Source organism: Sphingopyxis sp. LC363 (assembly GCF_000756385.1).
Classification (GTDB): Bacteria; Pseudomonadota; Alphaproteobacteria; order Sphingomonadales; family Sphingomonadaceae; genus Sphingopyxis.
In genome coordinates this window covers 40502-65516 of record NZ_JNFC01000003.1, presented here as the reverse complement: position 1 = coordinate 65516, position 25015 = coordinate 40502, and the positions used below count along the sequence as shown (strand labels likewise).

Annotated in this window: 18 protein-coding genes; 10 read left to right on the top strand and 8 right to left on the bottom strand. The window is 66.5% G+C overall.

What is annotated here, in order from left to right; all coding sequences use genetic code 11:
• Positions 1-2 precede the first annotated feature (2 nt).
• The 4 genes from FG95_RS02170 to FG95_RS19765 all read right to left on the bottom strand — a co-directional run bounded on the left by FG95_RS02170 (position 3) and on the right by FG95_RS19765 (position 4171).
• Positions 3-1028: an adenosine deaminase gene (locus tag FG95_RS02170; RefSeq protein WP_052182004.1), complete on the bottom strand. Its 1026-nt coding sequence runs from the start codon at positions 1026-1028 to the stop codon at positions 3-5.
• A complete protein-coding gene (locus tag FG95_RS02165; protein WP_037553625.1) occupies positions 1021-1596 on the bottom strand; it encodes a phosphoribosyltransferase in 576 nt (191 codons plus the stop codon). The genes FG95_RS02170 and FG95_RS02165 overlap by 8 nt, the downstream gene beginning before the upstream one ends.
• A gap of 264 nt (positions 1597-1860) precedes the next feature.
• Positions 1861-3522 (bottom strand): M20/M25/M40 family metallo-hydrolase, encoded by a 1662-nt coding sequence (locus tag FG95_RS02160; protein ID WP_037553623.1) that lies wholly within the window; start codon positions 3520-3522, stop codon positions 1861-1863.
• 124 nt (positions 3523-3646) lie between these two features.
• Positions 3647-4171, bottom strand: a complete 525-nt coding sequence (locus FG95_RS19765) for a hypothetical protein (protein WP_052182003.1) — start codon at positions 4169-4171, stop codon at positions 3647-3649.
• 193 nt (positions 4172-4364) lie between these two features.
• Between FG95_RS19765 and FG95_RS02150 the strand changes: the two genes are divergently transcribed.
• Positions 4365-5078 carry a 2OG-Fe(II) oxygenase gene (locus FG95_RS02150; protein ID WP_037553694.1) on the top strand — a complete coding sequence of 238 codons (714 nt, stop codon included), beginning with the start codon at positions 4365-4367 and terminating at the stop codon, positions 5076-5078.
• Between the two features lie 127 nt (positions 5079-5205).
• Here the strand turns inward: FG95_RS02150 and FG95_RS02145 are convergent, their stop codons facing one another.
• The 3 genes from FG95_RS02145 to FG95_RS02135 all read right to left on the bottom strand — a co-directional run bounded on the left by FG95_RS02145 (position 5206) and on the right by FG95_RS02135 (position 9003).
• Complete coding sequence (locus tag FG95_RS02145) at positions 5206-7359, bottom strand: S9 family peptidase (protein WP_037553622.1); 2154 nt, start codon at positions 7357-7359, stop codon at positions 5206-5208.
• Positions 7360-7438: 79 nt separating this feature from the next.
• Positions 7439-8755 (bottom strand): L,D-transpeptidase family protein, encoded by a 1317-nt coding sequence (locus FG95_RS02140; RefSeq protein WP_081932967.1) that lies wholly within the window; start codon positions 8753-8755, stop codon positions 7439-7441.
• The gene (locus FG95_RS02135; RefSeq protein ID WP_037553620.1) at positions 8755-9003 is read right to left on the bottom strand and encodes a hypothetical protein; all 249 of its coding nucleotides are present in this window, start codon (positions 9001-9003) and stop codon (positions 8755-8757) included. The genes FG95_RS02140 and FG95_RS02135 overlap by 1 nt, the downstream gene beginning before the upstream one ends.
• Before the next feature lie 229 nt (positions 9004-9232).
• On the opposite strand from FG95_RS02135, the gene pip reads away from it, so the two are divergent.
• From pip to FG95_RS02100, 7 genes are all read left to right on the top strand, one after another.
• The gene (pip, locus tag FG95_RS02130) at positions 9233-10324 is read left to right on the top strand and encodes a prolyl aminopeptidase (RefSeq protein ID WP_037553619.1); all 1092 of its coding nucleotides are present in this window, start codon (positions 9233-9235) and stop codon (positions 10322-10324) included.
• A 184-nt stretch (positions 10325-10508) separates the two neighbouring features.
• On the top strand, positions 10509-12785 hold the full coding sequence (locus FG95_RS02125; protein ID WP_037553618.1) for a TonB-dependent receptor: 2277 nt from the start codon (positions 10509-10511) through the stop codon (positions 12783-12785).
• Between the two features lie 25 nt (positions 12786-12810).
• Positions 12811-14445: a carboxylesterase/lipase family protein gene (locus FG95_RS02120; protein ID WP_037553616.1), complete on the top strand. Its 1635-nt coding sequence runs from the start codon at positions 12811-12813 to the stop codon at positions 14443-14445.
• Positions 14382-16037 (top strand): AMP-binding protein, encoded by a 1656-nt coding sequence (locus FG95_RS02115; protein ID WP_327195716.1) that lies wholly within the window; start codon positions 14382-14384, stop codon positions 16035-16037. The genes FG95_RS02120 and FG95_RS02115 overlap by 64 nt, the downstream gene beginning before the upstream one ends.
• Before the next feature lie 55 nt (positions 16038-16092).
• Positions 16093-16785 (top strand): TetR/AcrR family transcriptional regulator, encoded by a 693-nt coding sequence (locus tag FG95_RS02110; protein WP_037553615.1) that lies wholly within the window; start codon positions 16093-16095, stop codon positions 16783-16785.
• A gap of 223 nt (positions 16786-17008) precedes the next feature.
• Positions 17009-17908, top strand: a complete 900-nt coding sequence (locus tag FG95_RS02105; RefSeq protein ID WP_037553614.1) for an SDR family NAD(P)-dependent oxidoreductase — start codon at positions 17009-17011, stop codon at positions 17906-17908.
• Positions 17909-17981: 73 nt separating this feature from the next.
• A complete protein-coding gene (locus FG95_RS02100) occupies positions 17982-19655 on the top strand; it encodes an MFS transporter (protein WP_037553613.1) in 1674 nt (557 codons plus the stop codon).
• Between the two features lie 3 nt (positions 19656-19658).
• Here the strand turns inward: FG95_RS02100 and FG95_RS02095 are convergent, their stop codons facing one another.
• A complete protein-coding gene (locus FG95_RS02095) occupies positions 19659-20948 on the bottom strand; it encodes a hypothetical protein (RefSeq protein ID WP_037553612.1) in 1290 nt (429 codons plus the stop codon).
• A gap of 87 nt (positions 20949-21035) precedes the next feature.
• On the opposite strand from FG95_RS02095, the gene FG95_RS02090 reads away from it, so the two are divergent.
• Positions 21036-22712, top strand: a complete 1677-nt coding sequence (locus FG95_RS02090) for a carboxylesterase/lipase family protein (RefSeq protein ID WP_235211425.1) — start codon at positions 21036-21038, stop codon at positions 22710-22712.
• 30 nt (positions 22713-22742) lie between these two features.
• Positions 22743-25013 (top strand): FdhF/YdeP family oxidoreductase, encoded by a 2271-nt coding sequence (locus FG95_RS02085; protein WP_037553610.1) that lies wholly within the window; start codon positions 22743-22745, stop codon positions 25011-25013.
• Positions 25014-25015: the final 2 nt, after the last annotated feature.

The following is a 25015-nucleotide window of genomic DNA, read 5'->3' as shown; positions in this document are numbered from 1 at the left end:
GGTCAGGCGCAGGCGTCGATCGCGGCGAGGTGGTGCGCCTTCGCGGCGTCGTCGAGGAACGAGCCGGTAAAGCTGTTGCGCGCGAGCGCGAGGAGTTCGGCTTTCGACAGGTCGAGCGCGTCGGCGACCGCCTGGTAATTGGCGTTCACATAGCCGCCGAAATAGCTGGGATCGTCGCTGTTCACCGTGGCTTTGAGGCCCGCGTCGAGCATGGTCTTCAGCGGATGGTCGGCGATATCGCCCACGACGCAGAGCTTGAGGTTCGAGAGCGGGCAGACGGTGAGCGTCATGCCCTCGGCCGCGAGGCGCGCGACGAGCGCGGGATCCTCGAGGCTGCGGTTGCCGTGGTCGATGCGGTCGACCTTCAGCTGGTCGAGCGCCTCATGCACATATTCGGGCGGGCCTTCTTCGCCGGCGTGCGCTACGATTTTGAGCCCGAGGGTGCGGGCGCGCGCGAAGACGCGTTCGAACTTGGCGGGCGGGTGCCCGACTTCGGACGAGTCGAGCCCGACGCCGTCGATGCGGTCCAGATAAGGCAGCGCCGCGTCGAGCGTCGCTTCGGCCTCGGCTTCGCTGAGGTGGCGGAGGAAGCACATGATGAGCTTCGACGTCATGCCGTAACTGGCCTCGGCATCATCGAGCGCGCGTGTGATGCCGGTGACAACGGTTTCAAACGCAACGCCGCGCTCCGTATGCCCTTGTGGGTCGAAGAAAATCTCGACGTGCCGGACATTGTCGGCGTTGGCGCGCGCGAGGTAGGCGGCGGTCAGGTCATAAAAATCCTGCTCGCGGTGAAGCACGCCCATGCCCTGATAATAGATGTCGAGGAAATCCTGGAGGTTCGAAAAGGCATAGGCGGCGCGCACCTCCTCTACCGATCCGAAGGGGATGGCGACATTGTTGCGCTGCGCGAGCTCGAACATCAGTTCGGGTTCGAGCGAACCTTCGATATGGAGGTGCAGTTCGGCCTTGGGCAGCGCCGCGATGAAGGCGGCGCGCTCGTCGCGCGAAGCGAAGCCGTCAGGCACCGGGCACCTCCTCTTGCCGAAGGATGATCGCCGCCTCGGGCTTGTGGCGGCGGATTTCCTCGACCGTCAGCCCGTCGATCTCGTGCGGGAAGATCAGCCACTGGTCGGTTTCGCGGACGAAGAAATCGGGGCGGAGGTCGGTGACGTTGCGGCCGGGCTTGAACCAGACGGTGGCGATGCGGATGTCGCGCGGCATATTGTGGCGGCAGCGCGCCTTAAGTTCGGCGATAAAGGCGCGGATGCTGCGGCCGCTGTCGAAGACGTCGTCGATGATGAGCAGCCGGTCGTCGGGGTTCAGCGTGTCGATCAGATAGCCTAAAGCAAAGACCTTCACCTGCGGGTCCTGGCTGTCGATGCCTTTGTAGGACGAGGTTCGGATCGCGATATGGTCGCAATGGTGGCCGTGATAGTCGAGCAATTCCTGCACCGCGATCCCGACCGGCGCGCCGCCGCGCCATATGCCCACGAGGTGTGTCGGCCTGAAGTCGCTGTCGATGACCTGCATCCCGAGGCGCAGGGAATCGGCGAGCAGATCGTTCGCGCTGATGAAGATTTTTTCCGCGGTCATGAGATGCGGAGTAATCCTCCGGGCGAAAGGTCGCAAGACGCGACGGATTTGGGTGGGGAACTGCCATTAGACGGAGGGCATATCCTCCCTGTGGCGAAGCCATGGGGAGGGGGACCGTCGCCGCAGGCGATGGTGGAGGGGCAGCAACCTCGCGCAACAGCCCCTCCGTCAGCCCTACGATCTGCCACCTCCCCACGGCTTCGCCGGAGGGAGGATTATAAGGAAGCTGCCGGTCGAAACCCGTCACCTCCGCGCATCGCGCCCCTATTTCCGCGACGCGGCGCTCCGGTCGCGGATAGCCTTGAACTCGCTGCCGGCCCTCCAGCCGGGCCAGCGCGCCGAGCGCGCCAATTCATCGCCGATCTGGTGGAAAATCTCGATATCCTGCACCGCTCCCTCGAGGTTCCAGTCGGGGGCCCAAGCGTCGCACGCCTGATGATAGCATTTGCCCGTATAAGCATCGACCCACGCCTGCCCCGCGTGCTTGCCGCCCTCGACCAGATCGGACGCACCCGCGATGCCCATCATCAACAGGACGGGAACGCCGCGTTTGGCGAGGCTGAAATGGTCGGCGCGATAGAAGAGGCCGCGTTCGGGAAGGCTTTCTACGCTGACCGTGCGACCCTGCGTCGCGGCGACGCGGGCGAGATCGTCTTCGAGCGTGCCCTGCCCCTTGCCGACGAGGACGACATCCTTGGCGCGGCCGGCGGTCTGGAGGATGTCGAGGCCGAGGTTGGCGACGGTCTTTTCGAGCGGGAAGACAGGCTTTTCGGCATAGGCTTCGGACCCCAGAAGGCCGCGCTCTTCGGCGGTCCAGAAGGCGAAGGCGATCGTGCGGTCGGGCGGCGGCGCGGCCTTGAACAACCGCGCGATCTCGAACAGCCCCGCGACGCCGAGCGCATCGTCGTTCGCGCCCGCGCGATAGATGCGGCCCTGCTCGTCGGGCGGACCTTCTCCATAGGCGTCCCAGTGCGCGCCATAGATGACGACCTCGTCGGGCCGCTTCGAGCCCGAAATCTTGGCGAGCACATTCTGGCTTTGCACGACCTCCTGCGTCACGGGGACCTCGGCGTCGAAGCTCGTGCCGAGGTCGACGGGCTTGAAATCCTTCCGCCGCGCCGCGACGCGCAATGCCTCCAGATCCTGCCCGGCATCGGCGAAGAGTTTCGTCGCCGTCTCGCCCGAGATCCAACCCTGCAGTGCGAGGCTCGTCACCTTTTCGGGCGGAACGACGAGGCCGTAATTTTCGCCGCCGGCGCTTTTGACGACATTCCAGCCATAGCCGACGCCCTCGGCGTCGTGGACGATCAATGCTGCGACCGCGCCGCGGCGGGCGGCTTCCTCGAATTTGTAGGTCCAGCGGCCATAATAGGTCATCGTCCGGCCGCCGAATTTGCCGAACGCATCCTCGCCCTTCGCCGCGACGAAATCGGGATCGTTGATCAGAAAGACCGCGACCTTGCCCTTCAAATCCTGTCCCTTGAAATCGTCCCAGCCGCGTTCGGGGGCGCTGACGCCATAACCGACGAAGACCATCGGCGCGTTCGCGACCACCGCGCGCGCCTTCGGCTGGAGCGTCGAGACATAGATGTCGGTGCCGAAGCTCAGCGGCGTCGCCGCGCCCTTGCGATCGAAGGCAAGTTTTTCGGGACTGCCGAGGCGCGTGTGGAGCAACGGCACGGGCTGGGTCCAGCCGCCATCGACGCCCGCGGGTTCGAGCCCCATCGCCTCGAGCCGCCCGATGAGATAGCCGACCGTGCGTTCCTCGCCGACCGTGCCGGGGGCGCGGCCCTGGAACTGGTCGGACGCGAGCGTGCGTACCGTCTCGGTGAGATTGGCGGCGTCGATGCCCGTTTGCGCCGCCGCCGGCGCGGCGATGGCGGCGATGGCGGCGAGGAAAAAGGCGGCGGCAAGATGCGTTTTCATGAGGCGTTCCGGTTTGGTAGCGGTCGAGGCAGTTCGAAAGCCGGGTCTTAGCACGGCGACGCGCATTGTGAACCGCTGGCGCGGGTTATCGAGCGCGGGCGGCGTGCGGTGGGATGGAAGCCTGCTAGAGTGCCGCCACCAATGCGGTCAGCGTGGCGGCCGCGATCGCGAACAGCACCGCTACGCGCGGTCCATAGATGCGCACGAGATGCGCCGTTCGAGGCTCGGCGGGCGGCCAATCGGCGATGCCGGCGGGCTCGGCTTCGTCCCGCACGCCGGTGATGCGCTCCGGAACGCCGGGTCGCGACGACAGATCCGGCCCGCTGATCCCGCTTGCCAGCGCAAGCTTTTCGAAGGCGACCGCCATCTTCCCTTCCTTGAGAAGACGGGCGACGCGCCCCTGTCGCGGATCGTCGAACGAGACGGGGAGCGCGCCGACGAGGCGTTCGATCTCGCTATCGAGCGCGTGCAGGTCGTCGATCGCCTCCATCGCGCGCGACCGGTCGCCGCGTTCGAGCGCGAGTTGCAGCCGCGTCAACGACAGAAAACCCACGCGGCAGAACTGGAGCCCCAGCGCGTAATCCTCCGCCGCCGGCGGGCCGCCGTGACGGACCGGGTCGGGCTCGTGCCGGGTCGAAAGGGCGCTCATGATCCTTGCTCCTGCCTTCACCCGCCCCTGTGGGATCGACTAGAGAGAAAATGCGCGGGCGCGGAAGCCCCGATCAGGCCCGCTGTGCCCCGGATGCGCCGGACGGTGGCGAGATCGGGGACTTCAGTTTGAAAGCAAGAAACGGAGCGCACACCGGCGTGCGCCATGGCATTGCCGGCGCATGACGAAGACGATGGAAACACGCATCGGCGCGCATATCGACGTGCCGGATGAAGACCCGATCGCCGCGGCGCTTGATCGCGACGGATGGGCGGTGCTGCCGGGGTTGCTGAACGCCGCCGATTGCGACGGCACTGCGGCACTTTATGCCCAGGACGCGGAGTTTCGCAGCCATGTGATTATGGCGCGGTACGGCTTCGGGCGCGGCGAATATCGCTATTTCGCCTATCCGCTGCCGCCGCTGGTCGAGGCGCTGCGCGGGATGCTCTATGCGCGGCTCGCACCGATCGCCAATCGCTGGCACGAACGGATGGGGATGGCGGCGCGCTTTCCGGCCGATCATGCCGAATTTCTCGCACGGTGCCATGAAGCGGGACAAAGGCGACCGACCCCCTTGCTGCTGCAATATGGCGCGGGCGATTATAATTGCCTGCACCAGGATCTATATGGCCAGCATGTCTTTCCGTTGCAGGTTGCGGTGCTGCTGTCGGCGCCCGGCGATGATTTCACCGGCGGCGAGTTCGTGCTGACCGAGCAGCGCCCGCGGATGCAATCGAGGGCCGCGGTCGTGCCGCTGGCGAAGGGCGACGCGGTCGTCTTCGCGGTGAATACGCGGCCGGTGCGCGGTTCGCGCGGGAACTATCGCGTGGCGATGCGCCACGGGGTGAGCGCCATCCGGTCGGGACGGCGGCACACGCTGGGGCTGATCTTTCACGACGCGGCGTGAGGGCCGCGGGGGCTGTTGGTTTACGCAACGCTGCTGAGTAAGGCCGCTAGCGGCGCCCGCCTTCGCAGGGGCGACGGTTAAAGAAACGCCCGCTTCCACCCCATAGCCAACCTGCTCGATGACCCGGTTATTCCCCCGCCGGGCGCGTCCAGCCCTTCCGGTATTTTTCGAACCAGGCGAGGATCGCCGAGGCCTTGGCGGCCGATTGCGAGGGGCGCGCGGCGATGCTGCCGTGGCTGGCGCCGGGCACCTTGACCAGCGCGGTGGGCACGCCGCGGAGGCGGAGCGCGGTGTAATATTGTTCGGATTCGCTGACCGGGGTGCGATAATCCTCGGCGCCGACGACGACCATCGTCGGGGTCTCCACATTGCCGACGAGCGACAGCGGCGAGCGCGACCAGTAAAGTTCGGGATTCTCCCATGGTTGCGCGCCGAGCCAGTATCGGCCGAAAAAGGCGGGGCCGTCGGCGGTGAGCGCCTGCGTCGTCCAGTTGATCACCGGTTTTTGCGTGACAGCGGCCTTGAAACGGTTGGTCTTGCCGACGATCCAGCTCGTCAGCACGCCGCCGCCCGAGCCGCCGGTGACGAACAGCGCGTTGGGGTCGGCAACGCCGAGTTCGATCGCGCGGTCGACAATGCTGATCAGGTCGAAATAATCATTGCCCGGATAGGCCTTGTCGATCTCGTTCGCGAAGGCCGCGCCATAGCTGGTCGAGCCGCGCGGGTTGGCCGAGAGCACGGCATAGCCCGCGGCGGCATAAAGCTGGTTGTCGGTCGAAAAATGCGGGCCATAGGCGGCGAAAGGTCCGCCGTGGATTTCGAGGATCAGCGGCACGCGCTGCCCTTCGACATGGCCGGGCGGCAGGGTCAGCCAGCCCTCGATCGTCTTGCCGTCGTGGCTCGAGGCGACGGTGATCTTGCGGACCTCGCCGAACGATTTCACTTCGCGCAGCGAGCGGTTGAGGTCGGTGAGGATGCGCGCGTCGCCGCCGCGTGTCAGCTGCACCTCGGCCGGACGGGTCGCGGTGCCGCCGGTGAAGGCGATCGCGCCGCCGTCGGAGACGGTGAAGCTGCCGCCGGTGTACGGCCGGTCCATCCCGCCGCCCGACAAACCGGTAGCGGCGGTGCGTACGCCTCCGTCGAGCCCGATGCGCGCGACCTTGGTTTCGCCATGATCGTCGTACTGCGCATAGACCGACTTGCCGTCACCGGCCCATTCGATCGCATCTATGCCATAGTCCCAATCGGCGGTCAGGCTGCGCTTGCCCGAGCCGTCGCGGTTCATGACGTAGAGCTGCGTGTTTTCATAAGCGCGCAATTTGTCGTCGAAGCCAAGGTAAGCGATCTTGCCGCCGTCGGGCGAAACGAGCGGGCTCGCGTCGGGACCGTTGCGGTCGGTAAGCGCGCTGACCCCGCCGCTCGCCACGTCGAGCGCATAGATTTCGCTTTCGACCGGATCGCTTTCCCAGTCGGGGCGGCGGTTGGCAGCGAAATAGAGTGTGCGGCCATCGCGCGACCAACTGAGCGGGCCGCCGTCGTGATAGGGCCCGAAAGTGAGCTGGCGCGGCGCGCCGCCGGTCGCGGGAACGAGGAAAATCTTCTCGAAGCCCGGCTCGACATAGCCCTCGCCATCGGCGCGATAGGTGAGGAGGTCGCGGATCTCGAGCGGTTCGGCCCATTTCGCGCCCTCGGGCTTGTTCGCGGGGGCGCTGCCGAACTTCGGCCCTTCGTCCTTGACCAGCATCGTATAGGCAATCGAGCGGCCGTCGGGCGACCAGGCGATGCTCGACGGGCTGGTGGGCAGACCGGTGAGGCGTACCGTCTCGCCGCCGTCCATCCAGCGCACCCAGAGCTGCGCGCCGCCGCCCTCGGTCGAGGCGAAGGCGAGGCGTTTGCCGTCGGGCGACCAGCGCGGCGAAAAGGCGCCGCCCTGCCGGCCGGCGACCGGCATTTCCGCACCGGTCCGGGTGTCGATCAGCCAGATCGAGCTGACCGCGCGGTCGGTCATGATGTCGTTCGCGCGGCGGACATAGGCGATGTGGCGGCCGTCGGGGCTGATCTGCGGATCTGCGGCGATCGCGAGGTCGAAAAGGTCGGCGCCGGTGAAGCGGCGGTTGGGGGCGATCCTGGCGCTCCCTACGGCGGAGGCCGACATGGCGGCCGGGGTCTCGGCGGGTGCGGTTTCCGCGGGCGGCGTGGCGGGCGGCTGTTCCTCCTGCGCAAGCGTGATCTGCGAGGTAAGAGCGAGGAGGCTCGCCCCGAACAATGCCAGTTTGCGCATGAAATATTTCCCCTTTTTTTTGGTTTGGGGGTGGTCTGAACTTTTCGGGGATGCGGGTCAACCGCCTGACGACAGGATGCTATCCGTCCCGGCCGTAAACGTCGTTGCGGAAGGCGATGCCGCGCTCGGTCACCATCGCGGTGATATAGGTGAGGTAGACGGGAACCTCGACCGGCAGCGGCACCGCCTGTTCGGGCGCCTTCGACTTGGTGTTGATCGAGCGGTGAAGCAGCCATTGGCCGAGCTTGGCCGCATTTTCGAGGCGGATGCAGCCGTTCGAAAAATGGCGGTCGGGCTTGCCGAGCAGCGCGCGGTCGGGAGTGTCGTGCAGATAGATGCCTTCGTCGTTGGGGAAGAGGAATTTGACCTTGCCCATCGAATTGGCGCCGCCCGGAAGTTCACGCAGGCGCAGCAGCCGGTCGCCCGCGGCGACCGCGGGCCAGTCGATCTCCGATTGTTCGAGCTTGCGCGGGTTGGGCCCCCAGTCGGAGAGCGCTTCCATGCGCAGCGACGCGAGGCTGCGGCCCGCGAGTATCTTGGGCGCGATGCTTTTTTGCGCGAGATAGTCGGGAACGTTCCAATAGGGGTTGAGGATCGCCCATTGCAGCTTGCCCGCGAGCATCGGCGTCGGCGTTTCGGGGGCGCCGACGACGACCTTCATCATGCCCACACGCTTGCCCGCGCCATAATACCAGAGCTGGCCCGACGAGGCATCGACGACGACATGATGCGTGTAGGGGCCCGGCAGGATGCGCGCGCGGTCGAGGTTGAGGCGGAGGCGGTCCATCGCCTCCTCGGGCACGCCGCCGCCCTGCGCGCGGCGCATCAGGCCGCGGAGGCGGACATAATGTTCGCTCATCCAGCCCATATTTTTCATATAGGCGCCAAAATCCTTGGGAAAGGCGGCGGCACGGAGGATGGTTTCGGTATCGGCCTTCTTCGGCTTCAGCGATCTGTCGGCATATTCCATCTTCGCATCGCCCGGGCGGCGCATGTCGCGGACATAGCGTGCGAAGGCGGTGGACAGCTCGACCTCGGCGCGCGCAAGAGCGCGCGGATCGCCGTCGCGGGCGCGCGCGATCGCCTGTTCGAGATCGCGTACATCGCCTGGCGCGGGCTTGAGGCCGTCGAAGCGCGCGGTCGAAAGATAGCCGAGCAGCATCGCGGCTTCGGGCCCGACCTTGCCCGCGCGGACCCACAACGGCCGGTAGCCGCGCGCGGCGTAAAAGCGTTTGACGTCGCCGCCGGCCTCTTCGCGAATTGCGTTCGCGAGCAAGGGAACGGCACTTTGAGCGGCAGGGGCGGCGAGCGCGGGCGGCGCGAGCGTCCCGCCGAGCGCCAGCAGGGTCAGGAACAGGGGAGCGCAGCGGCGCCGCGCCCCCCGAACGGACGTCATCAGCCGCGTTCTCCCACCTGCGTCGGGGCGGGCGGCGGCGGGGGCGGCGGGGTGTAGTTCGGATGATAGATACCGTCGGCGGTGTAATAGCCGTCGATGATGCCGTCGCCGTCGCGGTCGGCGGCGATGCTCCCGGGAACCGCGCCCGGCGGCGGAGGCGGCGGGGCCGCGGCGATTTCTTCCTGCTGCGAACAGGCGGAGAGTGCGAGCGCGCCGAGCGCGCTTATCAAGACGGGTTGGAAACGCATGAGACCACTCCTTTTGATGCGGCCGGAATCGCTTTCCGGGCGCGAGCGCCCAACCCCGGGACTTGAGTCATGCGGACGAGCAAATATGCGCCGACCATCCCGCGATCAGGGGTGGTTTTTGAACGATGATCTGCGCCATAAGTTCCCGGCGTTTCGCCCCGCGCGGTGGACATGCCGGCGCGCATCGCTAAGCGGGCCATACAGCCCGATCATAAGTGAAGGGAAAGACATGGATTTTTCGCGATTGCAGGCGACGAGCAAGATCGGCGAGGACTGGGTCTACCCGCAGCCGCCCTGCCTGAATTTCGGCTGGCTCGAGGTCGACCGCGATCCCGCGCACCGCATCTATTGGGAGGAATATGGCAATCCGGCGGGCGAACCGGTGATGTTCCTCCACGGCGGTCCCGGCGGCGCCTGCGCGCCTGTCATGGCGCGCTTCTTCGACCCGAAACGCTATCGCGTCATCCTGTTCGACCAGCGCGGCTGCGGCAAGAGCGAGCCCAATGTCGCCTCGACGGGACCCGCGGTGGCGCTCGCGAAAAACACCACCGCCGACCTGATCGGCGACATCGAGAAATTGCGCGACAAGCTGGAGATCGCGGGGCCGATGCACGTCTTCGGCGGCAGCTGGGGCAGCACGCTTGCGATGGCCTATGCCATCGCGCATCCCGAGCATTGCGCAAGCCTGATCCTGCGCGGCATCTTTCTGGGGGCGCCCGAGGATCTGCTCTATCTCTATCAGGGCAATGCCGCGACGTGGGCCGACGATCCCTATGCCCTCACCGAACCCGGCGCCTATATGAAATATCCTGGCGAGTGGGCCGAACTGCTGTCGGTGCTGACGCCCGAAGAGCGCGGCGACGTGATGAAATCCTACAAGGCGATCTTCGACATGGTCCCCGAGACCCCGGCCGAGAAAGAACGCCAGCTCAAGGCGGCGCTGACCTGGTCCTTGTGGGAGGGCGTGATTTCGAACATGATCCCCGAGACGGCTGACACGGGCAAGTTCGGCGAGGCCGATTTCGCGCTCTGCTTCGCGCAGATCGAGGCGCATTATTTCGCCAACGCGCTGTTCCTCCCCGCGGGGCATTTCTTCGACAATATCGCCACGCTCGCCGGCATCCCCATCCATATCGTCCATGGCCGCTTTGACGAGGTGTGCCCGCTGACGCAGGCGTCGCGGCTCGTCGCGGCGCTGCGCGAAGCGGGCGGGGGACCCTACACTTATGTGGTCACCAATGCGGGGCATAGCGCGATGGAGCGCGAGAATGCGCTCGCCCTGACCGCGGTGATGGACGGGCTGGCGCGGATCGGGGCGTAACAAAGCCGCCTACCCGGCAAATCGCCCGGCAATCCTCCTCAAATTTCGCTCCGTAGCAAGGCTTTCCTCCTCTCTCTCATTTTATTCACACACGCGATAGTGAATATTGACTCGCGCGAGAATCTTGCCGATAAGCTGGGCCCAGATCGGCGGCAATGACCGCTGACGGGAGGGAGAGTTTGATATGAAGGCTCAGCTTTTTGCGTCCGCCTCGGCCGCCGCGCTGTTCGCGTCGCCCGTTGCCGTCATGGCCCAAGGGGTCGAGGCGCCGCCCGCCGATACGGCGGCATCGGATCAGCAGAGGGACGATAACGACATCATCGTCACCGCGACCCGCCGTACCGCCCGCCTGCAGGACGTGCCGCTCAGCGTCACCGCGTTCGGGCAGGAGGAACTCGACGATCTCGGCATCGTCGGGTTCGAGGGCATCGCCCAGAATACGCCGGGCATCGTCGTCAACCGTCCGACGCAGAATTTCAACAATTTCACCGCGCGCGGGATCAACACCAACGGCTATTCGGCCGGCCTGCAGAGCGCGGTCGCCATCTATGTCGACGAGCTGCCGATTTCGGCGAACGGCAATTCGACGATCCTCGATCCCAATCTCTACGACGTCGAGCGCGTCGAGTTCCTGCGCGGGCCGCAGGGCACCTTGTTCGGGTCGAACTCGCTCGCGGGTGCAATGCGGATCATCACCAAGAGCCCCGACCTCGACGATTTCGAGGCCTCGGCGAGTATCGACCTCGGCCTCACCGGGTCGAGCTCGGTGCGCCAGCGCTATAATGCGATGGTCAATTTGCCGATCATGAAGGACGAGATCGGGCTGCGCGTCACCGGCTATTATCGCAACGAGGACGGCTGGGTCGACAATATCGGCACCGGGATCGAGGATTCGAACAGCCTCGAGGCGTTCGGCGGCCGCGCGATCCTGCTCCTCCAGCCGACCGACCGCATGAAGGTGAAGCTGCTCGCGTCGTACGAGAACAGCAAGCCCGCCGATTCGGGGCTGACCAACCCGCTGCTCGGCAAGTTCGTGCGCCGCTCGGACCGTCCCGACCTGTTCCAGGGCAAGCTCACCAATTATAATGTGACGATCAATTACGAGTTCGATTTCGCCGAGCTGATCAGCTCGACGACGCTGTCGGACTATGACGCCTCCTTCTATGTCGACCTCGCGGGCACCTTTGCACAGGCCTTTCCCTTTGCGCTCGACGCTTATGGCTATGACGACCTGTTCGTGCAGGAAACGCGGCTTGTCTCGCGCCACGACGGGCCGATCGAATGGGTCGCGGGCTTTTTCTATTACGACAAGCGCCGTACCGTTGATTTCGCTTATCGGTCGAGCCTCGAATATCTGGCCGAGAATGGTCTGACCGGGCTGCCCGACGAATATTACCAGCGCTTCAACAGCTATACCGACCAGAAGGAAATCGCAGGCTTCGGCGAGGTGACCGGGCGCTTCAGCGACAGTTTCTGGGTCACCGGCGGCCTGCGCTACGGCAGCACCGAAGTGCAGAGCTTCACTCGTGGCGGCGGATACAACAGCAATTATCTGACCGCCGCTTTCCTCGGTCTGGAGAACATCCCGCTCACGGTCACGCCGATCGCCTATGCCGAAGGGCTGAAGGTCAAGGACGACCGCCTGTCGTGGAAGGCGAGCGTGTCGTGGAAGCCGGTCGACAGCCTGACCACCTATGCGACCGTCTCGACGGGCTTTCGCACCCCGGTCGTCAATGCGCGCGCCGGGCTGGTCAGCGCGATCGATCCCGACGACCTGATCATCCCCGACGGCGCGAAATCGGACAGCGTCACCAATTATGAGTTAGGGCTGAAGGGCCGCTGGCTCGGCGGCGATCTCGTCGCCAATATCGCCGCCTATTATATCGACTGGAAGGATATTCAGGTTCAGGCGAACCGCGTTTCGGACTCGATCCAGTTCGCGACGAATATCGGCGGTGCCGAAAGCTACGGCCTCGAATTCGAGTTCATCGCGCGGCCGGTGCAGGGGTTGAGCCTCGCGCTCAACGGTTCGTTCAACCGCGCGAAGGTGACCGACCTGACCCCGGGCGAAGCCGCGATTTCGGGCGCCGAGCTCGGCACGCGCCTTGCCTCGCCGCATTTCCAAGGGTCGGGCACGCTGCGCTACGATTTCGCGATCGGCGGTGCCGATACCGCTTATGCCGCGGTCAATGTGTCGCACGCGGGGGCCTTCCCGAACCAGTTCCCCAATGTGCCGGGCAATCCGAATGCCGTCGCCCCGACCTATGACTTCACCGAGGCGTGGACCAACGTGAACCTCTATGCCGGGGCAAAACTGGGGGCGATCGACCTCGGCGTCTATGTCGAAAATCTCTTCGACGACAGCAAGGTCACCTATGTCCATCCCGAGGCGTTCCTCGACGGCCGTTACGCCCGCATGCGTCCGCGCACCATCGGCGTCCGCGCCAACTACCGCTTCTGATCGGCGCGAGGAGATGAAAGGTCCGATGATCCGCCGCCTGTCCCGTCTCGCCGTTGTCGCCGCCGCCGTCTGTGCGGCGCCGGCCATGGCGGCGGGGCCGGTGATCGACGCGCCCGCGGGCAAGGTCGAGGGCAGCGAGACGAAGGGCATCCGCGCCTTCAAGGGCATTCCCTATGCCGCGCCGCCGGTCGGCAAGCTGCGCTGGGCGCCGCCGCAGCCGGCGGAGGGCTGGGACGGCGTCCGCGATGCGACGCGCTTCGGCGCGGCGTGCATGCAGCCGGGGCCGCGCGGCCCCAGCATCTATGCCTGGGACCTGCCGGCGATGAGCGAGGATTGCCTGTCGCTCAACATCTGGGCACCCAAAGATGCGAAGGACGCACCCGTATTCGTGTGGATCCATGGCGGCGCGCTAACCGGCGGGTCGGGCGGCGATCCGATCTATGACGGCAGCGCGCTCGCCGAACGCGGTATCGTCGTCGTGTCGATCAACTACCGGCTCGGCGCGCTCGGCTGGCTCGCGCATCCGCAGCTCAGCGCCGAATCGGTCGAGGGCGTGTCGGGCAATTATGGGCTGCTCGACCAGGTCGCGGCGCTCGAATGGGTCAAGCGCAACATCGGCGCCTTCGGCGGCAGCGCGGGCAATGTGACGATCGCGGGCGAGTCGGCGGGCGCGCTCAGCGTCATGTATCTGATGACCGCGCCCGCCGCGCGCGGGCTGTTCCACAAGGCGGTCGCGCAGAGCGCCTATATGGTGTCGGCGCCGGCGCTGCATGCGCCGCTGAACGGCATGGTGCCCGCCGAGGCGCAGGGCGCCGACCTCGCTGCCAAGCTCGGCGCCGCCGACCTCGCGGCGCTGCGCGCGCTGCCCGCAAAGGACATCGCCGAAAAGGCGCCGGCGACGGGCTATTTCCCTTTCCCCGTCGTCGACGGCAAGATCGTGCCGCGTCAGCTCGTCGACAGCTTCGACCGGAACGAGCAAGCTCCGGTGCCAATCCTCGCGGGCTTCAACGCCGGTGAAATCCGCTCGCTGCGCTTCCTGCTGCCCAAGCCGCCCGCCGATGCCGCGGCCTATGACGCCGCGATCCGCGCCAATTACGGCGAGTTGGCGGACGCCTTCCTTGCGCGCTATCCGGCGAAGACGATCGAGGAAAGCATGCTCGCGGCGACGCGCGACGCGATGTATGGCTGGACCTCCGAACGGCTGGTGTCGAACCAGGCGGCGCTCGGGCAGGGCGCTTATCTCTATTATTTCGACCATGGCTATCCGGCGACCGCCGAATGGAAGCTCCACGCCTTCCACGCCGCCGAGCTGCCCTATATCTTCGGTACCGCGGGCAAGACGCCGCCGCTGTGGCCGAAAATTCCGGACGACCTCACCGAACGCAAGCTGGCGGGCGCGATGGGCGATTATTGGGCGAGTTTCGCGCGCGGCGGCCGGCCGCAGGCGAAGGGCCAGCCCGACTGGCCAGATTATTCCGACGACGCCGGTTTCCTCCACATCGCCGATGCGCCGAAAGCCGGGCACCGCCTGCTTCCCGGCACCGCGGCGCTGCACGAAACGGTGATGTGCCGCCGCCGCGCGGCGGGCGACATTCCATGGAACTGGAACGTCGGCGTCATTTCGCCGCCGCTGCCGCCGAAAGCCGCGGGGTGCCAATGATCGACGGTTCGATGCAGTCCTATGGCCTGACGCTCGACAAATTCCTCTCCCACGCCGCCAAATGGCACGCGCAAGCCGAAACCGTATCGGCTGGGGCGGACGGAAGCATCGCGCGGATCGGCTATGCCGCGCTTTACGAACGCGCGCGCGCGGTGTCGGGCGCGCTCTATGCAATGGGCGTGCGCGCGGGGCACCGCGTCGCGACGCTCGCGTGGAATACGCAGGGGCATCTCGAAAGCTGGTACGGGATCATCGGCATGGGCGCGGTGTGCCACACGCTGAACCCGCGGCTGACGCCCGGGCAGATCGGCGCCATGCTGGTGCAGTCGGAAGCCGGCATATTGCTCGTCAGCCCCGAGCTGCTGCCGCTCGCCGAGGCGGCAACGCGCAATGTCGGGACCGTGCGGCGGATCCTGCTGCTCGACGCCGACACCGCCGAACCCGACGCGGGCGAGGGGACCGGCCGCATCGCGGTCGCTGCGCTCGAACCCGCGCTCGCGGCGGCATCAGCCGATGTCGCTTGGGGCGAGTTCGACGAGAACAGCCCGTCGGGGCTCTGCTTCACCTCGGGCACCACCGGCGCACCGAAGGGCGTCACCTACACCCATCGCGGCTGCTACCTTCACACGATGCGCCAGTTGCAGGCCGATGTGATGGGCGTGCGCGCGCGCGACGCGGTGCTTGCGGTGGTCCCGATGTTCCACGCCAACGCTTGGGGGCTGCCCTTTTCGGTGCCCGCGGCGGGCGGCAAGCTCGTGCTGCCCGGCCGCCACAGCGACGGCGCGCATCTGGCGGCGCTGATCCGCGGCGAAGGGGTGACCGCGGGGGTCGGCGTGCCGACCGTGTGGCTGGGGCTGGTCGAACATCTCGAGCGCGAGGGGGGCGAGGTGCCGACGCTCGAACGCATCCTCGTCGGCGGCGCGCCGATGCCCCCGGCGCTGATGGAACGGATCGAGCGGCGGCTGGGCGCCGAGGTGCAGACGAGCTGGGGCATGACCGAGCTGTCGCCGCTCGGCACCGCGGCGGTCCCGGGCGATCCCGATCGCACCGCCGGCGTGTCGGGAAAGCCCGCGATCGGCGTCGACCTGCTGCTGACCGATGCCGAGGGGCGCGCGCTCGCCGAGCAGCGCGGCGCCGAGGGACATTTGCGCGTCCGCGGGCCGAGCGTCGTCGAACGCTATTTCGGGCAGGACGCGCCCGCGACCGATGGTGACGGCTGGTTCGACACCGGCGACCTCGCGCGGCTCGACCGCGCCGGCAATCTGACGATCACCGGGCGGTCGAAGGATCTGATCAAATCGGGCGGCGAATGGATCAATCCCGCCGAGATCGAGGCGCTGGTCGGCGCGTTGCCGCAGGTGTCGCTCGCGGCGGTGATCGGGCGCAGCGATCCCAAATGGGGCGAGCGGCCGATCCTGCTGGTCGAGACCAATGACGGATCGGTCAGCGACGACGACCTGCTCGCGCCGCTGCGGGAACGCGTCGCCTCCTGGTGGATTCCCGACGCGATTGTGCGGCTCGACGCGATGCCGCTCGCGCCGACGGGCAAGATCGACAAAATGCAATTGCGGGCCGATTACGGTCAGGTGTAGGCCCGTCGCGTCGCGGCGGCATGACGAAACAGATCAAGTGCGGAAGGACAGGAATTTGGCGTCGAAGGCAAAGAGTGCGGTGAAGCGCCCGTCGAAGGCGGAACAGCGCGCCGAAATGATGGAGCAGATCCTCGACACCGCCGAACTCCTGTTTTCGAAGCACGGCTTTCACGGCGTGACGCTGAAGGATGTCGCGAAACAGGTCGGCGTCCACCACACTTTGCTCAACTATTATTTCGACGACAAAAGGACGCTGTTCGACGCGGTATTCGCGCGGCGCGCTGTGGTGACGATCGACAAACGGATGCAGGCGCTCGACGATTACGACCGCGCGGCGGGCGGCAAGCCGACGGTGGAAGGCGCGCTGCACGCCTTCCTCGACACCGACCTCGATCTCTATATCCAGGGCGGTGAGGGCTGGAAGAATTACGGTGCGTTCGGCGCGCAGGCGTCGAACAGCCCCGAGGGCGCCGAATTCATGGACAAATATTTCGACCCCGTCGTGCTCCGCCTGATCGAGATATTGAAAAAGGCGCTGCCCGACGCCGCCGAGGAAGATATTTTCTGGGGTTATCATTTCGTCACCGGCGCGCTGATGCTGACGCTCGCGCGCACCGGGCGCATCGACAAATTGTCGCACGGCCTGTGCCATTCGGACGATTATGAAGCGGTCAAGGCGCGCATGGCGCGCTTCATGGCCGCGGGTTTCCGCGAAATCTGCGACCAACGCAAGCAGGACAGTATCTAGAGGATGATCATTCTACCTTGGCCCCGCCATCCCGGCGAAGGCCGGGATTTCACCGTATCGGGATAACGCGCCGGCGAGATCCCGGCCTTCGCCGGATGACGGGAAAGGAAGGCAGTTTCGGGCTGACCCAAGCCATAAAGGGCTTGGCGGCAGGGCACATCGGCCCGACTGCGAGATGGATAATATTCACTCACAAGTGAGTTACTATAATGAGGAAAGCGGAATGATGGACGAACTCAAGGACAGGGTGGCGATCGTGACCGGCGCGGGCGGCGGGCTTGGCCGCGCGCATGCGCTGATGCTCGCGCGGCACGGCGCGCGCGTCGTGATCAACGATCGCGACGGCGACGCCGCCGCGCGCGTCGCGGCCGAGATCGCCGAGGCTGGCGGCGATGCGATGGCGGTCGCCGCCTCGGTGACCGACGAGGCCGAGGTCGCGGCGATGGTGGAGGACACGGCGCGCGCATGGGGCGGCGTCGATATATTGATCAACAACGCCGGCATCCTGCGCGACAGGAGCTTCGCGAAGATGGACCTCGACGATTTCCGCCTCGTCGTCGACGTTCACTTGATCGGCGCGGCGGTCTGTTCGAAGGCGGTGTGGGACCAGATGCGCGAGCGCCGTTTCGGCCGCATCGTGATGACGACCTCCTCGTCGGGGCTCTACGGCAATTTCGGGCAGGCCAATTACGGCGCGGCCAAGATGGCGCTCGTCGGGCTGATGCAGACGCTGGGTATCGAGGGCGAGAAATATAATGTCCGCGTCAACTGCCTCGCGCCGACCGCCGCCACCGCGATGACCGACGGCGTGCTCGCGCCCGACGCGCTCGCCCGGCTCGCGCCCGAGGCGGTGAGCCCGGGGCTGCTGGCGCTGGTCGGCGACGATGCGCCGACGCGCGCGATCCTGTGCGCCGGGGCGGGGCATTTCGCGACCGCAAATATCACGTTGACCGAAGGCGTCTTCATCGGGCGCGGCGACGATGCGGCCCAGCGGCTGGTCGCGGCCTGGGACGAAGTATCGGACCGCGCGGGCGAAAGCGTCCCCGCCTATGGCTTCACGCAGGCCGAACGCGAGCTGGCAAGCGCCGGCTTCACCGCGCCGACGATGGCGGCCGCACGCTAGGGATTCCCCGGGGGCATGGCGGACGGGCCGATGAAGAGCCCGCCGCCGTCGCCGGGCAAAATGGGAGAAGGATATGGCAACCGACAGCGAAGCCTTGCCTGCCGCGGATGCGGTGCAAAAGGGGCAGAATGAAAAGCTCGTCATCGGCGCGTCGTCGCTGGGGACGGTATTCGAATGGTATGATTTCTACCTCTACGGGCTGCTCGCCAGCGCCCTGTCGCACCATTTCTTCTCGGGCGTGAACGAGACGACGGGCTTCATCCTCGCGCTGATGGCCTTTGCCGCGGGCTTTGCGGTGCGGCCGTTCGGCGCGCTCGTCTTCGGGCGCGTCGGCGATATCGTCGGGCGCAAGAACACCTTTCTCGTCACAATGGCGATCATGGGTCTGTCGACCTTTGCCGTCGGTTTCCTGCCCGGCTACGACACGATCGGCGTCGCGGCGCCGATCATCCTGATGATCCTGCGGCTGCTCCAGGGGCTGGCGATCGGCGGCGAATATGGCGGCGCGGCGGTCTATATCGCCGAACATGCACCGCCCGGAAAGCGCGGTTTCTATACCAGCTTCATCCAGACCACGGCGATGATCGGGCTCATCCTCGCCTCGACCTTCGTCGTGTCGCTGCGGCTGTTCATGGATGCCGACGCGTTCAACGACTGGGGCTGGCGCCTGCCCTTCATCTTCTCGATCGTCCTCCTGTCGGTCGCGCTGTGGATCCGCCTCCAGCTCGAAGAGAGCCCGGTCTTCCAGCGCATGAAGGCGGCGGGCGAAACGTCGAAGGCGCCGCTCAAGGAAGCCTTCGGCGAATGGCGCAACCTGAAGATCGTGCTGATCGCGCTCTTCGGCGCGGTCGCGGGGCAGGCGGTGATCGGCTTCGCCGCGCATCTCTATCCGCTCTTCTATCTCGAACGCATCGCGCGGGTCGACGGCGCGACCGCCAATTTCCTGGTCGCCGCGGCGCTGACGATCATCATCCCGAGCTTCGTCTTCTTCGGCTGGCTCAGCGACAAGATCGGGCGCAAGCCGATCATGATGACCGCCTGCGTCATCGCGGTCTTTGTCTATTTCCCGCTCTACAAGGCGCTCGTCGTCGCGGCGAACCCGGCGATGGCGGCGGCGATCGAGCGCGCGCCGGTCGCCGTAGTCGTCGATGGCGGCGAATGTTCGTTCCAGTTCGATCCGATCGGCAAGAACAGCTTCGACACCACGAGCTGCGACATCGCCAAATCCTATCTCGCCAGGAATGGCATCAACTATGCGAATGTCGAGGCGCCGGCGGGAACGCGCGCATCGGTGCGGGTCGGCGACCGGGCGGTCGCGGTCCCCGACCCCGCGGGGCTGGACAAGGGCGCGCGCGCCGCGGTGGTCGCCGCCTTTAGCGCCGAGGCCAAGGCCGCGCTCGACGCCGCGGGCTATCCCGACAAGGCCGATCCGGCGCAGGTGAACAAGACGAAGGTGATCCTGATCCTCTGCATCTTCGGCCTGCTCGCGACGATGGTCTACGGCCCGCTCGCGGCCTTGCTCGTCGAACTGTTTCCGGCGCGCATCCGCTACAGCTCGCTGTCCTTGCCCTATCATATCGGCAACGGCTGGATCGGCGGTTTCATGCCGACGATCGGCTTCGCGATGGTCGCGGCGACGGGCAATATCTATCAGGGTCTATGGTATGCGGTGGTGATCGCGGCGGTCACCGCAGTGGTCGGTATCCTCTTCCTGCCCGAAACCTTCAAGCGGGACATCGAAGCGTAGAAGTCAGGCGGCGGCGGTGACGAGCAATTGCCTAAACGCCGCCATCGTTGCGGCGACCGCCGCCGCATCGACGCAGCGCGCGTCGTCGCCTTCGACATGGTGGAAGCGATGCACCCCGAACAGCCCGGCCACCGAGGGATAGCCCGCCTTGATGATCGCGGTCAGTTCGCCGGCCGAAATCCGGTCGCTGGCATAGGGCGCCTCGAGACCCGCAAGGCCCGCGAACAGCCGCCGCGCCGCGGGTAGCAGCGGCGGGCTGACCACCAGATAGCGCTGCGAATCGGTGCCGGGAAGCGGTGCAAGGCCGAACAGCCCCTCGTGCCAGTCGCGGGCCGCCAGATTGGCGCCGAGGTGCAGCCAGAAATGCGTTTCGGCGGGTTTGGGCGCTACGGCCTTCAGCGATTCTTCGGCGCCCAGATTTTCATACTCATGTCCGCTGTTGCACAGAAAGGCAATGTCATGGTCGGGAAAGGCCGCCGGCGCCCGGCGCGCGAGATCGAGCCATGCGGCGACGCCGCCGCCGCGCTCGCCGCCGCAGACGGTCCAGCCCGAACGCGGAGTCGAGACGACGAGCCAGCGCCGCTTGCCGCGGTCGAGCCGGCCGATGACGTTGAACGCCGCGCGCCGCCCGCCGCGGCCCGCCAGCGTCACGCGCGCGGGCTGGCGCCGCATCGCGGCGGCAAGGAAGGGCGCGGCCTCGGCAGGGGCAAGCAGCCCGACCGGTCCCGCGAACATCGGCGCGCGGCCGTCGGCGTTGAGCGCGATCACCTGTCCGGTCGGGCCGTTGGTGACGATCACCGCAGCTCGTGCACCGCCCGCGAAGGCGGCATCGACCGGCGCGCGTACCGGCTTCGGCAGCGCCGACGACCAGCGCCCATAGGGCAGGTCGACGATCGCGATCGCGCCCGCAAGCGGCGCGTCGGTCTGGCCATGCGCATCGACGCGGACGAGCGGTCCGGATACGCCTCCGTTGGGGGTCGGGGTGACGATTGGCTGCGGATGCAGCGGCGCGCGCCTTTCGCCCGCCACGATTTCGCAGCCTTCTCCTTCGAACCAAGGGACGGAGATCGGCAGTCTCTCGACCGCGAAGCCCGCACGGTCGAGCTCGGTCGCCAGCCAATGGCCGCAGGCGGTGTCGCCCGCACCGCCCGACTGCTTGTTGCCGAAGCCGATATAGGTCGAGAGGTCGGCGGCGATCGCATTCGGCGCGGTCGCTGCGTCAACATGCACCGCCGTCGCGATCGGCAACGCCGTCGCCCCGGCCAGAAAGCCGCGCCGCGTGGGTTTCGTCATCTCGGCTCTCCCGCATCCATTCGATCGATCGCGCGCTGTCCGTGCTTGATATTCACTCGCGTGTGAGCGTAAGTCGGGCGCAGGACGATGGCAAGCATCGCCGACGGGAGAGCCATGTTGATGAAGGATATTGCGGCATTGCGCCGCCACGTCGCCGTGACCCTTTTCCTGCTCGCGGCCGTTGGGGGCAGCACAGCCTTCGCCGCCGAAGCGCCGGCCGTGACGGTCGCCGAGGGCCGCGTCGCGGGCGTCCGCGAGGACGGGCTGCGCGTCTTTCGCGGCATCCCCTATGCCGCGCCGCCGGTCGGCGAACGCCGCTGGCGCCCGCCCGCGCCTCCGGAAAAATGGGAGGGTGTTCGCGAAGCGCCGGCCTTCGGTCCCGACTGCGTCCAGCCCTCCTATCCCGCCGCGAGCGTCTATTTCGAGCCGCCGCGTCCGATGCGCGAGGATTGCCTGACGCTCAATGTCTGGGCGCCCGAAAGCACCGACGGCGCGCCGGTGATCGTCTGGATCCACGGCGGCGCGCTGCAATTCGGATCGAGCGCCAGCCCGATGTACGACGGCGGCGAATTTGCGAGGCGCGGCATTGTCTTCGTGTCGATCAATTACCGGCTCGGCGTCCTCGGCTGGCTCGCGCATTCCGCGCTCAGCGCCGAATCGCCCGAAGGCGTATCGGGCAATTACGGCCTGCTCGACCAGATCGCGGCGCTGCAATGGGTGCGGCGCAATATCGGCGCGTTCGGCGGCGATCCGGCGAATGTCACCGTGATGGGCGAGTCCGCGGGCGCGCTCAGCGCCACCTATCTGCTCGCCAGCCCGCGCGCGAAGGGGTTGTTCGCGAAAGCGATCGTCCAGAGCACGAACATGCGCGCCGTACCGCATCTCCGCGATGCGGCCTTTGGCATGCCGTCCGCCGAGGCGACCGGAACCGCGCTTGTCGCCAGCCTGGGCGTGACCGACCTCGCGGCGCTCCGCCGCGCCGATCCAAAGGCGCTTGTCGCCGCCGGGCTGCGTGCGCGCTTCGTCGCGCAGCCGGTGATCGACGGCGCCGTCGTGCCCGGTCAACTCGTCGATATTTTCGACCGCGGGGAGCAAGCGAAAGTGCCCGTGCTCGCGGGCTTCAACAGCGGCGAGGTGCGCAGCCAGCGTGCGCTGGTCCCTCCGGTTCCCGCCGATGCCGCGACCTACGAGGCCGAAATCGCGCGGCGCTTCGGCGATCTCGCGCCCGCTTTCCTGCGGCTCTATCCCGCGTCGGACCGCGAAGAGAGTCTGCTCGCCGCGACGCGCGACGCCGTCTATGGCTGGGCGACCGAGCGGCTCGTGCGGCAGCAGGCACGCGCCGGTCAGCCCGCCTATCTCTATCTTTTCGATCATTGCTACGCCGCGGCGCGTGCGCGGTCTCTCTGCGCTTTTCACGCCGGCGAGTTGCCCTTCGTTTTCGGCGTTGCAGGACGTCCGTTCGGCGGCCTCTCCAATTGGCCGATGCCGGCCGGCGAAGAGGATCGCGCGCTGGCGCGGCAGATGGTCGGCTATTGGGCGGCCTTCGCCGCGCACGGCGCCCCTTCGGCGGACGGTGCGCCGGCATGGCCCGCCTATGGCAAGGCGGAGAATTTCATGCGGTTCGGCGCTCGTCCGGTAGCTGGGCGCGATATGCTGCCGGGCATGTTCGAATTTCAGGAGGAGGTCATGCAGCGCCGCCGCGGCGCCGGCGAGCAATGGTTCACCAACACGAGCCCCCTCCCGAACCAAAGACTCATGGATTAGCACCCGCCGCTATGCTTTAATCGGCGCGCAATGGCCGAGCAGAAACCCCGGTACAAAACCTATGACAGCCCCGCCGGCGGCTGGGGCGCCGCGGCGGCGACCGCGAAGGTTCTGCTCGAACAGAGCGTCGTCACCAAGGGGTCGCGCGCGCTGCTCTCGATGAACCAGCCCGGCGGGTTCAAATGCCCGAGCTGCGCCTTCCCCGATGCGAGCTGTACCAAGAAGCTCGAATTCTGCGAAAATGGTGCGAAGGCGCTCGCGCACGAGGCGACGAAATTCCGTGTGACACGCGAATTTTTCGCGCAGCACAGCGTCACCGAGTTGATGGAACAGTCGGATTATTGGCTCGAGATGCAGGGCCGGCTGACCGAACCGATGCGTTACGACGCGGCGACCGATCGTTATGTACCCGTAAGCTGGGAGGACGCTTTCGCGCTCATCGGCGGCCATCTCCGCGCGCTCGAAAGCCCCGATCAGGCCGAATTCTACACCTCGGGCCGCACCGCGAACGAGACCGCTTTTCTCTATTCGATCTTCGTGCGCGAATATGGCACGAACAATTTTCCCGACTGTTCGAACATGTGCCACGAACCGACGAGCCGCGGGCTGCCGCCGTCGATCGGCGTCGGCAAGGGCACGGTGATCCTGGGCGACTTCGAACATGCCGAGGCGATCTTCCTGATCGGGCATAACGCCGGGACCAACGCGCCGCGCATGATGACCCCGCTCGTCGAGGCGCGAAAACGCGGGGTGCCGATCGTCGCGGTCAACCCGATGCCCGAACGCGCGCTGATCAAATTCACCGAGCCGCAGGACATCGTCCAGATGGCGACCTTCGGCTCGACCGAGATCAGCAGCGAATTCGTCCATATCAAGGTCGGCGGCGACCTCGCGTTGCTCAAGGGCATGATGAAAGTGCTGTTCGAGCGCGAAGCGGCGGGCGAGCCGGTGCTCGATCACGCCTTCATCGCCGAACATACGTCGGGTTTCGACGCACTCAAGGCCGATATCGAGGCGCAGCGCTGGCCCGACCTCGTCGCCGCGGCGGGGATCGGCGAGGCACAGATCCGCCGCTGCGCCGAAATCTATATCGCCTCGAACGCGACGCTCATCTGCTACGGCATGGGCGTGACCCAGCATCAGCGGGGGTCCGAGCTCGTCCAGCAGATCGCCAACCTGCTCTTGCTCAAGGGCAATTTCGGTAAGCCCGGCGCGGGCATTTCGCCGATCCGCGGCCATTCGAACGTGCAGGGCGACCGCACCGTCGGGATCGACGAGAAACCGGCTCAGGCCTATCTCGACCGGGTGCGCGACGTCTTCGGTTTCGAGCCGCCGCGCGGGCACGGTCACCACGCGGTCGAGTCGGTCGAGGCGATGCTGGCAGGCACCGCAAAGGTCTTCATCGGCCTCGGCGGCAATTTCGTCCGCGCGGTGCCCGACACCGACCGCTCATATGCCGCGATGCGGGGGCTCGACCTCACCGTCGGCATCGCGACCAAGCTCAACCGTGGGCACCTCGTCCACGGCAGGGATGCGTTGATCTTGCCCGTCGTCGCGCGCTCCGAACGCATCGAGACCGCGAAGGGCGAGCAGTTCGTGACGATCGAGGATTCGATGTCGAACGTCACCGCCTCGCGCGGCGTGCTCGACCCCGCGAGCGAGCATCTGTTGCCCGAGACCGAGATCGTCTGCCGGATGGCGATGGCGACATTGCCGGAGAGCAAGGTCGATTGGGCCAGTTATATCGACGATTACGGCCTGATCCGCGACAAGATCGCCGAGGTCTATCCCGCGCTCTACGAAGGATTTTCGGAACGCATCAAGGCGCCGATGGGGTTTCACCTCGACATTCCGCCGCGCCGCCGCGTCTGGGTGACGCGGGACGGCAAGGCGAATTTTCTCGTCCTGCCGGGGCTCGACGTCAACGCGCCGGTCGCCGATCCCGCCATGTTGCGGCTCGCGACGGTGCGTTCGCACGACCAGTTCAACACGACGATCTACAGCTACAACGACCGCTATCGCGGCGTGTATAACGACCGCATGATCCTCTTCATGAACGCCGACGACATCGCAGATCGGGGACTCGAGGCAGGCGCGAAGGTTGCGCTCGAAACGATCGGAACCGATGGCATCGCGCGCCGCGTCGACGGGCTCACGATCATCGACTATCCGATGTCGCGCGGGTCGGTCGCGGGCTATTACCCCGAACTCAACCCGCTGATGCCGCTGGGCTTTTACGACAAGGTCAGCGGTTGTCCGGCGGCAAAATCGGTTCCCGTGCGCGTCGTCGCGGCGCGCTAGAG

What these genes read in the sequence shown, in the direction of transcription:
- FG95_RS02095 (WP_037553612.1), bottom strand. Translation starts at nt 20,948, where the DNA reads ATGACGAAACCCACGCGGCGCGGCTTTCTGGCCGGGGCGACGGCGTTG.
- FG95_RS02145 (WP_037553622.1), bottom strand. Translation starts at nt 7,359, where the DNA reads ATGCGCAAACTGGCATTGTTCGGGGCGAGCCTCCTCGCTCTTACCTCG.
- FG95_RS02125 (WP_037553618.1), top strand. Translation starts at nt 10,509, where the DNA reads ATGAAGGCTCAGCTTTTTGCGTCCGCCTCGGCCGCCGCGCTGTTCGCG.
- FG95_RS02090 (WP_235211425.1), top strand. Translation starts at nt 21,036, where the DNA reads ATGGCAAGCATCGCCGACGGGAGAGCCATGTTGATGAAGGATATTGCG.
- FG95_RS02140 (WP_081932967.1), bottom strand. Translation starts at nt 8,755, where the DNA reads ATGACGTCCGTTCGGGGGGCGCGGCGCCGCTGCGCTCCCCTGTTCCTG.
- FG95_RS02105 (WP_037553614.1), top strand. Translation starts at nt 17,009, where the DNA reads ATGATGGACGAACTCAAGGACAGGGTGGCGATCGTGACCGGCGCGGGC.
- FG95_RS02150 (WP_037553694.1), top strand. Translation starts at nt 4,365, where the DNA reads ATGGAAACACGCATCGGCGCGCATATCGACGTGCCGGATGAAGACCCG.
- FG95_RS02135 (WP_037553620.1), bottom strand. Translation starts at nt 9,003, where the DNA reads ATGCGTTTCCAACCCGTCTTGATAAGCGCGCTCGGCGCGCTCGCACTC.
- FG95_RS02165 (WP_037553625.1), bottom strand. Translation starts at nt 1,596, where the DNA reads ATGACCGCGGAAAAAATCTTCATCAGCGCGAACGATCTGCTCGCCGAT.
- FG95_RS02120 (WP_037553616.1), top strand. Translation starts at nt 12,811, where the DNA reads ATGATCCGCCGCCTGTCCCGTCTCGCCGTTGTCGCCGCCGCCGTCTGT.
- FG95_RS02100 (WP_037553613.1), top strand. Translation starts at nt 17,982, where the DNA reads ATGGCAACCGACAGCGAAGCCTTGCCTGCCGCGGATGCGGTGCAAAAG.
- FG95_RS02160 (WP_037553623.1), bottom strand. Translation starts at nt 3,522, where the DNA reads ATGAAAACGCATCTTGCCGCCGCCTTTTTCCTCGCCGCCATCGCCGCC.
- FG95_RS19765 (WP_052182003.1), bottom strand. Translation starts at nt 4,171, where the DNA reads ATGAGCGCCCTTTCGACCCGGCACGAGCCCGACCCGGTCCGTCACGGC.
- FG95_RS02085 (WP_037553610.1), top strand. Translation starts at nt 22,743, where the DNA reads ATGGCCGAGCAGAAACCCCGGTACAAAACCTATGACAGCCCCGCCGGC.
- FG95_RS02115 (WP_327195716.1), top strand. Translation starts at nt 14,382, where the DNA reads ATGGAACTGGAACGTCGGCGTCATTTCGCCGCCGCTGCCGCCGAAAGC.
- pip (WP_037553619.1), top strand. Translation starts at nt 9,233, where the DNA reads ATGGATTTTTCGCGATTGCAGGCGACGAGCAAGATCGGCGAGGACTGG.